General features: G+C 69.0%; 12 protein-coding genes. 6 read left to right on the forward strand and 6 right to left on the reverse strand.

The genetic code is table 11. The features are described 5' to 3' along the window. Positions 1 to 11: 11 nt before the first annotated feature. Positions 12 to 2,480: a DNA topoisomerase (ATP-hydrolyzing) subunit A gene (locus tag ACIQH8_RS10970; RefSeq protein ID WP_400998405.1), complete on the reverse strand. Its 2,469-nt coding sequence runs from the start codon at positions 2,478 to 2,480 to the stop codon at positions 12 to 14. A gap of 77 nt (positions 2,481 to 2,557) precedes the next feature. On the opposite strand from ACIQH8_RS10970, the gene ACIQH8_RS10975 reads away from it, so the two are divergent. Beyond that, positions 2,558 to 3,703, forward strand: coding sequence for an alkaline phosphatase family protein (locus tag ACIQH8_RS10975; RefSeq protein WP_400998408.1), 1,146 nt, complete (start codon positions 2,558 to 2,560; stop codon positions 3,701 to 3,703). Between the two features lie 66 nt (positions 3,704 to 3,769). On the opposite strand, the gene ACIQH8_RS10980 is transcribed toward ACIQH8_RS10975, so the two are convergent. Next, positions 3,770 to 4,351, reverse strand: coding sequence for a DUF3043 domain-containing protein (locus ACIQH8_RS10980; protein ID WP_400998410.1), 582 nt, complete (start codon positions 4,349 to 4,351; stop codon positions 3,770 to 3,772). Positions 4,352 to 4,393: 42 nt separating this feature from the next. On the opposite strand from ACIQH8_RS10980, the gene ACIQH8_RS10985 reads away from it, so the two are divergent. From ACIQH8_RS10985 to ACIQH8_RS11005, 5 genes are all read left to right on the forward strand, one after another. After that, on the forward strand, positions 4,394 to 5,863 hold the full coding sequence (locus tag ACIQH8_RS10985; RefSeq protein ID WP_400998412.1) for a dipeptidase: 1,470 nt from the start codon (positions 4,394 to 4,396) through the stop codon (positions 5,861 to 5,863). 100 nt (positions 5,864 to 5,963) lie between these two features. Beyond that, entirely contained in the window at positions 5,964 to 6,314 is a 351-nt protein-coding gene (gene erpA / locus ACIQH8_RS10990) for an iron-sulfur cluster insertion protein ErpA (RefSeq protein ID WP_155051258.1), read from the forward strand. A 199-nt stretch (positions 6,315 to 6,513) separates the two neighbouring features. Then, positions 6,514 to 7,416, forward strand: a complete 903-nt coding sequence (coxB, locus tag ACIQH8_RS10995) for a cytochrome c oxidase subunit II (RefSeq protein WP_400998415.1) — start codon at positions 6,514 to 6,516, stop codon at positions 7,414 to 7,416. Further along, positions 7,413 to 9,149, forward strand: a complete 1,737-nt coding sequence (ctaD, locus tag ACIQH8_RS11000; protein ID WP_400998417.1) for a cytochrome c oxidase subunit I — start codon at positions 7,413 to 7,415, stop codon at positions 9,147 to 9,149. The genes coxB and ctaD overlap by 4 nt, the downstream gene beginning before the upstream one ends. Further along, the gene (locus ACIQH8_RS11005) at positions 9,150 to 9,572 is read left to right on the forward strand and encodes a cytochrome c oxidase subunit 4 (RefSeq protein WP_155051255.1); all 423 of its coding nucleotides are present in this window, start codon (positions 9,150 to 9,152) and stop codon (positions 9,570 to 9,572) included. A 52-nt stretch (positions 9,573 to 9,624) separates the two neighbouring features. Here the strand turns inward: ACIQH8_RS11005 and ACIQH8_RS11010 are convergent, their stop codons facing one another. From ACIQH8_RS11010 to ACIQH8_RS11025, 4 genes are read right to left on the reverse strand one after another with little or no spacing between them, the layout of a single operon-like run. Further along, positions 9,625 to 10,278, reverse strand: coding sequence for a methyltransferase domain-containing protein (locus tag ACIQH8_RS11010; RefSeq protein ID WP_400998419.1), 654 nt, complete (start codon positions 10,276 to 10,278; stop codon positions 9,625 to 9,627). Between the two features lie 51 nt (positions 10,279 to 10,329). Next, complete coding sequence (locus ACIQH8_RS11015; RefSeq protein ID WP_400998423.1) at positions 10,330 to 11,172, reverse strand: putative RNA methyltransferase; 843 nt, start codon at positions 11,170 to 11,172, stop codon at positions 10,330 to 10,332. A 32-nt stretch (positions 11,173 to 11,204) separates the two neighbouring features. Next, a complete protein-coding gene (locus ACIQH8_RS11020) occupies positions 11,205 to 12,809 on the reverse strand; it encodes a cytochrome bc complex cytochrome b subunit (protein WP_400998425.1) in 1,605 nt (534 codons plus the stop codon). Continuing rightward, the gene (locus ACIQH8_RS11025; protein ID WP_155051252.1) at positions 12,806 to 13,882 is read right to left on the reverse strand and encodes a ubiquinol-cytochrome c reductase iron-sulfur subunit; all 1,077 of its coding nucleotides are present in this window, start codon (positions 13,880 to 13,882) and stop codon (positions 12,806 to 12,808) included. The genes ACIQH8_RS11020 and ACIQH8_RS11025 overlap by 4 nt, the downstream gene beginning before the upstream one ends. Positions 13,883 to 13,906: the final 24 nt, after the last annotated feature.

A 13,906-nucleotide genomic window follows, 5' to 3' on the forward strand; every position in this document is an offset into this window, starting at 1 on the left:
GAGGGCCTGCGTCAGCGGATGGCGCGACCGATCACCTGGACGACGGCGTCGAGCGTCTGGCCCGAACCGTCGCGCTTCGCGCCACCTTCGGGGAGCGTGCGCAGCGAGCCGTCCGTCCCGAGGGCACGTGCCGGCCCGGGCCCGACCCAGGCGACGGAGAGCCCGTCCTGGCCCTTGAGGAACCGGTGCGCGCGGACGCCGCCGGTCGCTCGCCCCTTGCCGGGGAACTCGGCGAAGTTGGAGACCTTCGCCGCGCCCGGGTCGGCGCCGAGCAGCGTGTCGGCGGCTGCCGCCACGGTGACGACGACGGACGACTCGACGTCGGCACGCGGCAGTGCCGTGAACGTGATCACGCGCGCCTCGGCGTCGAGCTTCATGCCGGCCATGCCGCCGGCCGCGCAGCCCTGAGGTCGGACGGCGGACGCGGGGAAGTGCAGCAGCTGCGCATCGTCGGTCACGAACACGAGCTCGTCGTCGTCACCGCCCTGCGACGCGCCGACCACCCGGTCGCCCGGCTTCAGGGCGACGATCTCGAAGTCGGGTCGGTTCGGGTAGTTGCCGGGCGCGACGCGCTTGACGACGCCCTGCTCGGTGCCGAGCACGATCGGCTGCTGCGAGTCGAGTGAGACGACGGCGAGCACCTGCTCGTTCCGGTCGGGCAGCGCCAGGTAGTCGGCGATGCGCACGCCCGCCCCGAGCTGCACCGAGTTCGGCGGCAGCGCGGGCAGGTCCATCGGCGAGAAGCGGATCAGGCGCCCCTTCGAGGTGACCGCGCCGATCTCGGTGCGGCTCGTCGTCGCGAGCTCGGAACGCACGGCGTCGTGCTTCGATCGCCGGCTCGGGGGAGTGAGGGTGACGGCGGTCTCGCCCTCGAGCGCGTCGACGCGGGCGATCCGGCCGGTCGCACCGAGGATGACCCGGCACGGCACGTCGGCGTGCTCGAGCGTCGCAGGGTCGACCGCCTTGCGCGTCTTCGGCTGGACGCGCGCCTCGGTGAGCATGGTGCGCCGCGGGGTGCCGAACAGGTCGGCCGCGCGGTCCAGTTCCTCCGCGACCTGTTCGCGGATGCGCACGTCGCTCGCGAGCAGTTCCTCGAGCGCCGCGATCTCGGCGAGCAGCTGGTCGCGCTCGGCCTCGAGTTCGATGCGGGAGAACTTCGTGAGCCGTCGGAGGCGGAGCTCGAGGATGTACTCGGCCTGCAGGCGGCTGAGGTCGAAGACCTCTTCCAGGCGCGTGCGGGCGGCTTCGGCATCGTCGCTCGAGCGGATCACCTGGATGACCTCGTCGATGTCGAGGATCGCGATGAGCAGGCCCTCGACGAGATGCAGCCGCTCGCGACGGCGCGCGAGCCGGAACTCCGACCGTCGCGTGATGACATGGATGCGGTGGGCCAGGTAGACGTCCAGCAGTTCGCGGAGGCCGAGCGTCTGGGGCTGCCCGTCGACCAGGGCGACGTTGTTGATGTTGAACGAGTCCTCGAGCGGCGTCATGCGGTAGAGCTGCTCGAGCACGGCCTGCGGGTTGAAGCCCGTCTTGACGCCGATGACGAGGCGGAGCCCCTTCGTGCGATCGGTGAGGTCGGCGACATCCGAGATGCCGGTGATCTTCTTGGCGTTGACGCCGTCCTTGATCTTCTCGATGACCTTCTCGGGACCGACGAGGTACGGCAGCTCGGTGACGACGAGCCCGGCCTTGCGCGGTGTGATCTGCTCGACGGACACCTTCGCGCGCGTCTTGAACGAGCCGCGCCCGGTCGCGTACGCATCGCGCACGCCCGACAGCCCGACGATCGTGCCGCCCGACGGGAAGTCGGGACCCGGCACGAACTCCATGAGCTCGTCGAGCGTCGCCTCCGGGTTCCGAAGCAGGTGCCGCGCGGCCGCGACGACCTCGACCAGGTTGTGCGGCGCCATGTTGGTCGCCATGCCGACCGCGATCCCGCTGGCACCGTTGACGAGGAGGTTCGGGATCGCGGCGGGCAGCACCTCGGGCTGCTGGTGCGAGTTGTCGTAGTTCGGGACGAAGTCGACGACGTCCTCGTCGAGGTGCTCGGTCATCGACACGGCGGCGGGCGCCATCCGCGCCTCGGTGTAGCGCGCGGCGGCGGGGCCGTCGTCGAGCGAGCCGAAGTTGCCGTGCCCGTCGACGAGCGGCACGCGCAGCGTGAACGCCTGCGCGAGGCGGACGAGGGCGTCGTAGATCGCGCTGTCGCCGTGCGGGTGGAGCTTTCCCATGACCTCGCCGACGACGCGCGCCGACTTGACGTGGCCGCGCTCCGGGCGGAGCCCCATGTCGCTCATCATGTACAGGATCCGGCGCTGGACGGGCTTCAGGCCGTCGCGGGCGTCGGGGAGCGCACGCGAGTAGATGACCGAGTAGGCGTACTCCAGGAAGGACCCCTGCATCTCTTCGGCGACGTCGATCTCGTCGATCCGCTCGGCGATGGGTGATGAGGAGGGTTCGCTACTGCCTGGGGTCATTCGTCGTCTCTGAGCAGGGCGTGCACGTGCACGCGCGGGGAACGGGACCGCGCCCGGCCTGTGCCAGACTGGGCGCGATGCCAGCAATGCTACCGGTGCCCGCCGACGGAGCCCCGCGGCTCACCGGGGTGCTGCCCGCCGCCCTCGCCTCCATCGGCGGGGGCGCCGGACCGTTCGACCTCCCCGGCGTCGACTCGGCCGTCGTCGTCCTCGTCGACGGGCTCGGCGCCTCGAATCTGCGCACGCGTGCGGGTCATGCCCGATTCCTGTCGGGGACGATGGCGAAGCGCGACGTGATCCGCACCGTGTTCCCCTCGACGACGGCCGCGGCCATCGCGAGCTTCGCGACCGGCCTCATGCCGGGCGCGCACGGCCTCATGGGCTACCGCGTTCCCGACCGCGCGAACGATCGCGTCGTGAACCAGCTGAGCGGATGGGACGACCGCATGGTCCCCGAGACGTGGCAGCCGCACGACACCGTGTTCGACCGCGCGGGGGAGCGGAGCGTGCGCGCCGTCGCGATCGGCGGCACCCGCTACGCGACCTCGGGCTTCACCCGGGCCGTGCTGCGCGGCGCGGAGTACCGTGCGGGGGCGCGGATCGCCGACCGCTTCGCCGAGGCCCTCCGCGTACTCGGCGAGGGGCCGGCGCTCGTCTACGTCTACGTCTCGGAACTCGACCAGGTCGCGCACGCGCACGGGTGGGAATCGGACCGGTGGATCGCGGCGCTCGAGACCCTCGATGCCGAGGTCGCCGAGTTCGAACGGCGGATGCCGCGAGGGACCGGGCTCCTCGTCACGGCCGACCACGGCGTGCTCGACGTGCCGCCGCACCGGCACGTCTTCGTCGATGCCGCGCCGGGCCTGCTCGACGGCGTCCGCCACGTCGCCGGCGAGCCCCGCTGCCTGGGGCTCGTCCTCGAGCCCGACCTCGACGAGGACGCGCGCGCCGCCGTCGCCGATCGCTGGCGCGACGCCGAGGGCGACCGCGCCTGGATCGTCACGCGCGACGAGGCGATCGCCGCGGGCCTCTACGGCGATGTCGAGCCGCGCAATCTCGACCGCATCGCCGATGTGCTCGTCGCCGCCCGTTCCGGCATCGCCTACTACGACCGGCGCGAGGCGGATCGGCGGGGCGAGGAGATGGTCGGCCAGCACGGGTCGCTCACCGACGAGGAGACGCGGATCCCGCTCATCAGGCTCGGCGCGTATCGACGCGACTGACGCCGCGAGCCGAGCGAACATGACGGATGCCGCGGTGCGAGGCCGCGGCATCCGTCATGTCGTAGGTCAGGCCGGGTACTGGCCGCGCTTGACCTGGGGCTTCGGAAGTCGGAGCGGGCGCAACTGCAGCGCGCGCATCGCCGCATACCAGCGGAAGCGCTCGACCTTGGTGGCGCCGAACCTGGCCGCGAGCTTCCGCTGCAGCGTGAAGCCGAGGATGATCACGTCGACCACGGAGACCAGGAAGAAACCCCAGAGGGCGAAGATCCCGATGGTCTGGACCTCGTAGCTCGGGACGAACGTGAGGACGATCACGACGAACATGACCGGGATGAGGATCTCGCCGATGCTGAAGCGCGCGTCGACGTAGTCGCGGACGAACTTCTTCTGGGGTCCGCGGTCGCGGGCGGGCAGGTACTTCTCGTCGCCGGCGGCCATGCCGACGCGGGCGCGCTCGCGCGCCTCGGCGGCCTTGGCTCGCGCCTGCCGGGCGGCCTCCTTGCGGTCGTTCGGCACGAGCGGGCGCTTGTTCGCGGCCTCGCGCTCGGCACGGGTCGGGGTGGGTGCGCCCTTGCCGACCTTCGGCGTCGCGGGTGCGGCGTCGTCGGGTGCTGGAGCGGGCGTCTCGGTCTTGGGGTGCTTGGCCACGGGGGAGTCCTCGTCGAATCGGTTCCTCTTAAGATTAGCCGCATGAGCCAGACCCGACCCGACGCATCCTCAGGCGCCCTCGCCGCCGACGACACCGACCACGCCCAGGTCGTGGCACGACTCCGCGCAGCGGTCGAGGCGGGGTTCCCGTCGACCGTCGCCGACCTCACGGACCTCGTGCGGATCCCGTCGGTCTCCTGGGCGGCGTTCGATCCCGAGCAGGTGGCCCGCAGCGCCGACGCCGTCGCGGAGCTCGTCCGCGGCCTCGGGGTCTTCGATGTGGTGGATGTCCGGCGTGCGCCGATCGGCGACGGCGTCGAGCTGGGGCACCCCGCTGTGGTCGCCCGTCGCGAGGCGCGGAACGGCCGGCCGACCGTCCTGCTCTACGCGCACCACGACGTCCAGCCGCCCGGGCGCGACGAGGACTGGGATTCGACGCCCTTCGAGCCGACGCTCCGCGGCGACCGACTGTACGGCCGCGGTGCGGCCGACGACAAGGCCGGCGTCATGGCCCACGTGGCGGCGATCCGCGCACTCGTCGACGTGCTGGGCACGGATCTCGACCTCGGCATCGCCCTCTTCATCGAGGGGGAGGAGGAGTTCGGGTCGCGGTCGTTCTCGGCATTCCTCCGCGAGAACCGCGAACTGCTCGAGGCCGACGCGATCGTGGTCGCCGACTCGAACAACTGGGATGTCGAGACGCCGGCCCTCACGGTCGCCCTCCGCGGCAACGTGACCTTCCGGCTCACGGTCTCGACGCTCGCGCACGCGTCGCACTCGGGCATGTTCGGCGGCGCGGTCCCGGATGCGATGCTCGCCGCCATCCGGTTGCTCGGCACCCTGCACGACGACGAGGGCGCCGTGGCCGTCGCCGGGCTGTCCTCGGCAGAGCTCGAGACCCCGCCGTACGACGAGGCCCAGCTCCGCGCCGAGACCGGCCTCCTCGACGGGGTGGCGCCGATCGGCCGCGGTCCGATCCTCTCGCGCATCTGGGCTCAGCCGTCGATCACGGTCACCGGGATCGACGCGCCGACGGTGGCGAACGCGTCGAACACCCTCATCCCGCGCGTCGCGGTCCGCGTCAGCGCCCGCATCGCGCCCGGACAGGACGCCGCGGAGGCGCTCGAGGCGCTGCGCGCCCACCTGCACGCCAACGCGCCGTTCGGCGCCCACATCGAGATCGACGACATCGACACGGGCCAGCCGTTCTTGGTCGACACGTCGGGCTGGGCGGTCGCCGACGCCAAGGCCGCCATGGCCGAGGCGTGGGGCTCCGAGCCGGTCGACATCGGCGTCGGGGGCTCGATCCCGTTCATCGCCGAACTCGTCGAGGAGTTCCCGACGGCGCAGATCCTGGTCACGGGCGTCGAGGACCCCGACTCGCGCGCCCACAGCCCGAACGAGTCCCTCCACCTCGGCGTGTTCCGCCGCGCGGTGCTCGCCGAGGCCGCGCTGCTCGCACGCCTGCAGGCACGCGCGGGCGCGGAGCGGTCCCGTTCCGAGGAAGGGTGACGGGCGCCCTGCGCCCGTCACCGGGGCGGATGACTCCTCAGGGCCAACGCGCATCCTGCGCGGGTACAATCGGCCTGACCGTACTTCATCGAGGAGCGATATGAGCGACACGATCACCGACGCCGCCCACGGCGTGAAGCTGAGCGATCCGGCTGCCGACAAGGTGCGCAGCCTCCTGTCGCAGGAGGGCCGCGACGACCTGCGCCTGCGAGTGGCCGTCCAGCCCGGCGGATGCTCCGGCCTCATCTACCAGCTGTACTTCGACGAGCGCCTGCTCGACGGCGACGCGGTCGTGGACTTCGAGGGTGTCGAGGTCGTGGTCGACAAGATGAGCGTCCCGTACCTCGACGGCTCGACGATCGACTTCGAGGACACGATCCAGAAGCAGGGCTTCACGATCGACAACCCGAACGCGCAGGGCAGCTGCGCGTGCGGCGACTCGTTCCACTGAGTCGCATCCGTCCTCGCGATGAGGGAGACCGCCACGGCGGTCTCCCTCATCGCATTTCCGGCCGTCGGACCACGGTTTCGATGCACATCGGGCTGAACGCGCGCTGATGGTGCACGAGCGGGCCGCCGACTCGGAGTAGGCTAGGGCTGATCAATGCGCTTCGCTGAGAAGCGCCTTCGAATCTCCCGAAAGGTCACCGGTGCGCCACAATCGCCGTCTCCGATGGGCTGCTGTTCCGATCGCAGCGACGCTCAGCCTCGTCCTCGCCGGATGCACGCAGGCTCAGCTGAACGGATTCCTCCCCGGCTTCGTCGAGGGCGAGGAGCCCGTGACGAACCACACCGAGCGCGTCTCCGGACTGTGGGTCACGTCGTGGATCGTGTTGCTGGTGGTCGGCGTCGTGACCTGGGGTCTCACGATCTGGGCCGTCGTGGCGTACCGGCGGCGCAAGGGCCAGACCGGCCTGCCGGTGCAGCTCCGCTACAACATGCCGATCGAGGTGTTCTACACCGTCGTGCCGCTGATCCTGGTGCTCGGCTTCTTCGCCTTCACCGCGCGCGACCAGCAGGTGATCGAGGCGCGATTCGCTGAGGACGAGGTCGACGTCAAGATCGAGGCGATCGCCAAGCAGTGGGCGTGGGACTTCAACTACGTCAACGAAGACGTGTACAGCGCCGGCATCCAGGCGCAGCTCGACGACGAGGGGCCCGCCGGCTCCGTCAAGCAGGACGAACTGCCCAAGCTGGTCCTCCCCGTCGGCGCCAACGTCGAGATCGCGCTCGAGTCGCGCGACGTGATCCACTCGTTCTGGGTCGTCGACTTCCTCTACAAGAAGGACATGTTCCCGGGCAAGACGAACTACATGTCGTTCGTCCCGGAGCGTGAGGGCACCTACGCCGGCAAGTGCGCCGAGCTCTGCGGCGAGTACCACTCGCTCATGCTCTTCAACGTCGAGGTGGTCTCGCAGGCCGAATACGAGGACTACATCGAGGAGCTCCGCGACTCCGGCAACGAGGGCCAGCTCTCCACCGAGTACGACCGGAACCAGAACCTGCCCGGCACGGGCGCGCCCGAACTGAATGAGGAGCACGAAGGCGAATGAGCACCACGACCGCACCGGCTCGCCCCGGGACCTCGTCGCAGCCGTTCGGCGCTGCGAAGGTCGAGCGCAAGGGCAATGTCCTCGTCAAGTGGATCACCTCCACCGACCACAAGGTCATCGGGTACCTCTACCTGATCACCTCGTTCATCTACTTCTGCATCGGCGGCGTGATGGCCCTCATCATCCGCGCGCAGCTGTTCGAGCCCGGCCTCGAGGTCATCCAGACCCGTGAGCAGTACAACCAGCTGTTCACGATGCACGGCACGATCATGCTGCTGATGTTCGCGACCCCGCTGTTCGCGGGCTTCGCGAACGTGCTGATGCCGCTCCAGATCGGGGCACCCGACGTCGCCTTCCCGCGCCTGAACGCGTTCGCCTACTGGGCGTTCAACTTCGGATCGCTGATGGCCGTCGCCGGATTCTTCACGCCGCAGGGTGCCGCGTCGTTCGGCTGGTTCGCGTATCAACCGCTCGCGTCGACCACGTTCTCACCGGGCGTCGGGGGCAACCTCTGGATGCTCGGACTCGGCCTCTCCGGTTTCGGCACGATCCTCGGCGCGGTCAACTTCATCACCACGATCGTCACCATGCGCGCGCCCGGCATGACGATGTTCCGCATGCCGATCTTCACGTGGAACACCCTGGTGACCTCGATCCTCGTGCTGATGGCGTTCCCGGTCCTCGCCGCCGCGCTCCTCGCGGCCGCCGCCGACCGCGTGTTCAACGCACACATCTACGACCCCGAGAACGGGGGCGTGATCCTGTGGCAGCACCTCTTCTGGTTCTTCGGCCATCCCGAGGTCTACATCATCGCCCTGCCGTTCTTCGGCATCGTGTCCGAGATCTTCCCGGTGTTCAGCCGGAAGCCGATCTTCGGGTACAAGACGCTGATCTACGCGACGATCGCGATCGCGGCGCTGTCGGTCACCGTGTGGGCGCACCACATGTACGTCACCGGGTCCGTGCTCCTGCCATGGTTCGCGCTCATGACGATGCTCATCGCGGTGCCCACCGGCGTGAAGATCTTCAACTGGATCGGCACGATGTGGCGCGGCTCCATCACGTTCGAGACACCGCTGATCTGGTCGCTCGGCTTCCTCATCACGTTCGTGTTCGGCGGACTCACGGGCGTCATCCTCGCCTCGCCGCCGCTCGACTTCCACGTGTCCGACACGTACTTCGTCGTGGCGCACTTCCACTACGTGGTCTTCGGAACGGTCGTCTTCGCGATGTTCGCCGGCTTCTACTTCTGGTGGCCGAAGTGGACGGGCAAGATGCTGAACGAGACGCTCGGCAAGTGGCACTTCTGGCTGCTCTTCATCGGCTTCCACACGACGTTCCTCATCCAGCACTGGCTGGGCGTCGTCGCGATGCCGCGCCGGTACTACTCGTACCTGCCGGAGGACAACATCACCTGGATGAACCAGCTGTCGACGATCGGTGCGTTCATCCTCGCGATCTCGCTGATCCCGTTCTTCCTCAACGTCTACATCACCGCGCGGCGTGCGCCCAAGGTGACGGTCAACGACCCCTGGGGCTACGGCGGATCGCTCGAATGGGCCACGAGCTGCCCGCCGCCGCGGCACAACTTCACGTCGATCCCGCGCATCCGTTCGGAGCGCCCGGCGTTCGACCTGAACCACCCCGAGGCGGGCATCCCGGTCGGCATCGGCCCTGCCAAGGACGCGCCGCACGCCCCTGTCATCGACGCAGAGACCAAGGAAGTCAAGTAGATGCGCGCCAATGTCATCCTGTTCTGGGTCCTGACCGGCTTCTTCGCCCTCTCGGCCGCGGTCTACATCTTCTGGACTGCGATCGACGAACGTGAGCCCGGCGTCGAGTGGGTCGGCCTCGTGGCCATCTCGCTCAGCGCCGTCCTCAGCGCCTTCATCGCGTTCTACCTCGGCCGCGTACACAAGGAGCAGGGTGGGGAACTGCCCGAGGACCGACTCGACGCGAACATCGACGACGGTGACGCCGAGCTCGGCTTCTTCAGCCCGTGGAGCTGGTGGCCGATCCTCCTCGCCGGCTCCGCGGCGCTCGCCTTCCTCGGCCTCGCAGTGGGCGTGTGGATCTCGTTCCTCGCGATCGGTCCCGCGCTCGTCAGCCTCGTCGGATGGGTGTACGAGTACTACCGCGGAAACTTCGCGCGCTGACGCGGATCGCATCACGACGCCCCCGGTGCCGCGGCACCGGGGGCGTCGTCGTTCATGCGCGATGGGCGGTCGCGATGCGCCATGGTCCTGCGCGGACGATGCCGTCGAGCGCAAAACCCGCCGATCGCAGCGCCTCGTACATCGCCTCGGGGGAGTGGACGTAGCCGCGGTAGGCCATTCCGCGCAGTCGCATCATGGCATTCGCCGCACCGACGAGCGCGCGCCTCGGCCACGTCCGTGCCGGGTGGCTGAACACGACGGTCCGACGCGCGTGCGCCGCCGACGCGGCGAGCAGGGCGAGCGCATCCGGATAGCAGCACACGACGCGGTGCAGCACGACGTGATCGGCGATCGGCACGTCGCGGTCGGCGGTGGCCAGGTCGACGCCGACGAGGCGGCGGACGCGGGCGGTGAGACCCGCTTCATCCAGAAGTGCCCGCGCGGTCGCTTCGTACGCGCCGGACATCTCGAGATTCGTCGTGTTCGAGGCACCATGCCGGAGCAGCTCCAGCTGTATGGCGCCGATGCCGCCTCCCACCTCGAGCACGGACGCTCCCTCGACGCCGTCGGACTCGATGCGCTCGGCGATGCGACGTTCTGGTCCGGTGAGACCCGTCCGCCGGTACCGACGATCGAGCCGGCGCGCGAAGCGTGCGTCGAAGGGCTCGTAGTACCGCGACTGGCCCGGACTGCAGCACTCGTCCATGCGCCCAGTATGCACCCGCCCGATCCGCGCCGGCGTCGACCGCTGCGGCCCTCAGGACGGGTGGGCGACCTCGAACGTGATCACGTCGACGGAGACCGTGACCCTCGCGACGTCGTCGTCGTCGGGTACGGCCAGGGCGGCCGAGTGGTGAGCCGACGGACCCATCCCTGCGAGCTGTGCGCGCAGTTCGGGATCCGCGTCGACCTCGTACTCCACACGTCGCCCGGCGCGGCGAGCGAAGCCTGCAGACCGGAGCTGATCGGACACCGCCGCATCCTTCTCGGGCGGGATGTCGAGCAGAGCACCCCGCACGCGCAACTCGCCGAGGTGCGCCGCGGTCGGCACGACCACGATCAGGCGTCCCTCCGGTCGGAGGATGCGGCGGAACTCGGCGGGATTTCGAGGAGCGAACACGTTGAGGATCACGTCCGCCGTGGCGTCTCGCACCGGAATCGGGCGCCAGATGTCGAGCACCACGCCAGTCGCGACGGGAACGGCGCGCAGCGCCATCCTGACCGCGTCGGGGGAGCGGTCCGCGACCAGGATCCGCGCCGACGGGATCGAGTCGACGAGCCGAGCGGAGTAGTAACCGCTGCCGCAGCCCAGATCTGCGACACGAGGCGCGCTGGCGGTCGCTCGGTCGTCGGAGACGAACGAGTTGAGCACGTCCGCGATCGGGGCGAAGACCTGGCGTTCGAGCAGCCGGGCGCGCGCCGTCAGCATGTCGCGATCGTCACCGACCGTGCGCGGGGCCTTGGGGGGCAGCAGTGTCAGGTACCCGTACTTCGACCGATCGAAGCGATGACCGCTCGCGCAGCCGTAGACCCGCTCATCGACGGCGTCGAGCGCGGAGGAACAGTTCGGGCACCGGAGCCAGGTCGAATCGGTCGACATGGCTCGGTGCCCGAACTCAGCTGCTGCGGCGATCAGTGGTGATCGTGGTGCGCGGCCTCGAGCTCGCCCTTGGTGACCGGGGCGATGCGGTCCTCGAAGAACCAGCGCGACATGCCCGCGCGGAGACGCTGGCCGACCGTGATCTTGCCCCGAGCATTGGGACGGATCATCAGGGGTTCGTACGACTCGTAGCTCACGAGCTTCCACCGGTCGTACTCGTCGAGCGGCTGGTGCACCTCGATGAACTCGCCACCGGGCAGCTTCACGATGCGCCCGGACTCGTAGCCGTGGAGCACGATCTCACGGTCCTTCTTCTGCAGCGCGATGCAGACGCGCTTCGCGACGAAGTACGCGACGATCGGGCCGAGGAAGAGGAGCGCCTGGAGCGAGTGGATCACGCCCTCCATCGTCAGCTTGAAGTGCGTGGCGATGATGTCGGAGCTCGCAGCGGCCCACAGCACGGCGTAGAAGGTTACGCCGGCGGCGCCGATCGCGGTGCGCGTGGGCGCGTTGCGGGGACGGTCGACGATGTGGTGCTCCCGCTTGTCGCCCGTGACCCACGCCTCGATGAACGGGTAGATCAGCACTGTTGCGATGAACAGGCCGAGGCCGATCAGCGGGACCAGGATGTTGAACGACCACGTGCGGTCGAACAGCACGAACTCCCAGCCCGGCGGGATGAGGCGCAGTGCGCCGTCCGCGAAGCCGATGTACCAGTCGGGCTGGGTACCGGCGGAGACGGGCGACGGGTCGTACGGGCCGTAGTTCCAGATCGGGTTGATCGTGAACAGCGACGCGATGAGCGCGAGCACGCCGAACACGAGGAAGAAGAACCCGCCGGCCTTGGCGGCGTAGATCGGGAGGATGGGCGGGCCCACCGCGTTCTGCTGTGTGCGGCCGGGTGCCGCGTACTGCGTGTGCTTGTGGACCACGACGAACAGCAGGTGGAGCGCGATCAGCGCGAGGAGGATCACCGGCAACAGCAGGATGTGCAGCGTGTAGAGGCGTCCGACGATCGCGGTCCCCGGGAACTCCCCGCCGAAGAGCAGGAAGGAGGTCCAGGTGCCGATCAGCGGGATGCCCTTGATCATGCCGTCGATGATCCGGAGGCCGTTGCCCGAGAGCAGGTCGTCGGGGAGCGAGTAGCCCGTGAAGCCCTCGCCCATCGCCAGGATGAACATGACGAAGCCGATGACCCAGTTGAGCTCGCGCGGCTTGCGGAACGCACCGGTGAAGAAGATGCGCAGCATGTGCAGGCCGATGGCGGCCACGAACATGAGCGCAGCCCAGTGGTGCATCTGACGGACGAAGAGACCGCCGCGGAGGTCGAAGGAGATGTCGAGCGTCGAGGCCATGGCCACGGACATCTCGACGCCCTTCAGCGGCACGTACGAGCCGTCGTACTCCACCTCGGCCATCGACGCCTGGAAGAAGAACGTCAGGAACGTACCGGTGATCAGGATGACGAGGAAGCTGAAGAGCGCGACCTCGCCGAGGAGGAAGGACCAGTGGTCGGGGAACGCCTTGCGACCGAGTTCCTTGACGAACGTCGAGACGCTCGTCCGTTCATCGATGTAGTTCGAGGCGGCCGCGGTGAAGGTTCGACGCTGCGGCTCGCGTGCGGTTGCGGTGCTCAATGACGCTCCCAGAAGCTCGGGCCCACGGGTTCGGTGAAATCGCTCTGCGCGACGAGGTAGCCCTCATCGTCGACCATGATCGGCAGCTGCGGCAGCGGCCGTGCGGCCGGGCCGAAGATGACCTCGCAGTGGTTCGCCACGTCGAACTGCGACTGGTGGCACGGGCAGAGCAGGTGGTGCGTGTGCTGCTCGTAGAGGGCCACAGGGCAACCCACGTGCGTGCAGATCTTCGAGTACGCGACGATGCCGTCGTAGGACCACGACGCGCGGTCGGGGAGCTCATTGAGCTCGTCGGGGTTGAGGCGCATGAGCAGGACCGCGGCCTTGGCCTTCTCTTCGAGCTTGCCGTGGTGCAGTTCGCTGAGCCCCTCGGGGATCACGTGGAATGCGCTGCCGATGGTGACGTCGGAGGCCTTGATCGGAACGCCCGACGGGTCGAGCGTGAGCCGCGTCCCCGCCTTCCACATCGTGTGGCTCAGGAGTTCGACCGGGTTCTCGTCTTGCGGCGCCAGGCCGCGGAACAGGACGACCGCGGGCAGCGGGAAGACGAGCAGCGCACCGATGAGGCTGTTGCGGATGACCGCGCGGCGGCTGAAGCCGGACTCCCGGTCGGCGTCCTGGAAGACCTTGACCGCACCCTCGCGGGCGACCTGGTTGCCGCCGACCTTGTGGCGCTCGTCGGCGATCTCGACATCCGTCATGACCGCCTTCGCCCAGTGCACGGCACCGAAGCCGATACCGAGCAGCGCGAGGGCCGCGCCGAGGCCGATGAACAGGTTGTTCAGGCGGACATCGCCGACGTCGTTGCCTTCCATCGGGAAGAGCATGTACGCCGCGATCGCCCAGATGCTGCCGAGTATCGACAGGTAGAAGAGCGTGTACACCGTGCGCTGAGCACGCTTCTCCTTCTTCGGGTCCTCATCGGTGACGCGCGGACGGTGCGGCGGGAAGCCGGGGTTCTCGAACGCGTCGGACTGGATGAGGGCGGTGCCCGTCTTCACGGCGGGAACGGTCTCGGCGTGCGACGAGTCGGCAGCGGCGAGTTCGGTGCCGCTGTGGTCGTCCTGTGCCATGGTTCTCCTTCTTCGCTTCTTCGG

Origin of the sequence: Agromyces sp. GXQ0307, assembly GCF_044769845.1 — a bacterium.
Lineage (GTDB): Bacteria > Actinomycetota > Actinomycetes > Actinomycetales > Microbacteriaceae > Agromyces.

What these genes read in the sequence shown, in the direction of transcription:
- ACIQH8_RS10985 (WP_400998412.1), top strand. Translation starts at nt 4,394, where the DNA reads ATGAGCCAGACCCGACCCGACGCATCCTCAGGCGCCCTCGCCGCCGAC.
- ACIQH8_RS11005 (WP_155051255.1), top strand. Translation starts at nt 9,150, where the DNA reads ATGCGCGCCAATGTCATCCTGTTCTGGGTCCTGACCGGCTTCTTCGCC.
- ACIQH8_RS10970 (WP_400998405.1), bottom strand. Translation starts at nt 2,480, where the DNA reads ATGACCCCAGGCAGTAGCGAACCCTCCTCATCACCCATCGCCGAGCGG.
- ACIQH8_RS11015 (WP_400998423.1), bottom strand. Translation starts at nt 11,172, where the DNA reads ATGTCGACCGATTCGACCTGGCTCCGGTGCCCGAACTGTTCCTCCGCG.
- ACIQH8_RS11025 (WP_155051252.1), bottom strand. Translation starts at nt 13,882, where the DNA reads ATGGCACAGGACGACCACAGCGGCACCGAACTCGCCGCTGCCGACTCG.
- ctaD (WP_400998417.1), top strand. Translation starts at nt 7,413, where the DNA reads ATGAGCACCACGACCGCACCGGCTCGCCCCGGGACCTCGTCGCAGCCG.
- ACIQH8_RS10975 (WP_400998408.1), top strand. Translation starts at nt 2,558, where the DNA reads ATGCCAGCAATGCTACCGGTGCCCGCCGACGGAGCCCCGCGGCTCACC.
- erpA (WP_155051258.1), top strand. Translation starts at nt 5,964, where the DNA reads ATGAGCGACACGATCACCGACGCCGCCCACGGCGTGAAGCTGAGCGAT.
- ACIQH8_RS11010 (WP_400998419.1), bottom strand. Translation starts at nt 10,278, where the DNA reads ATGGACGAGTGCTGCAGTCCGGGCCAGTCGCGGTACTACGAGCCCTTC.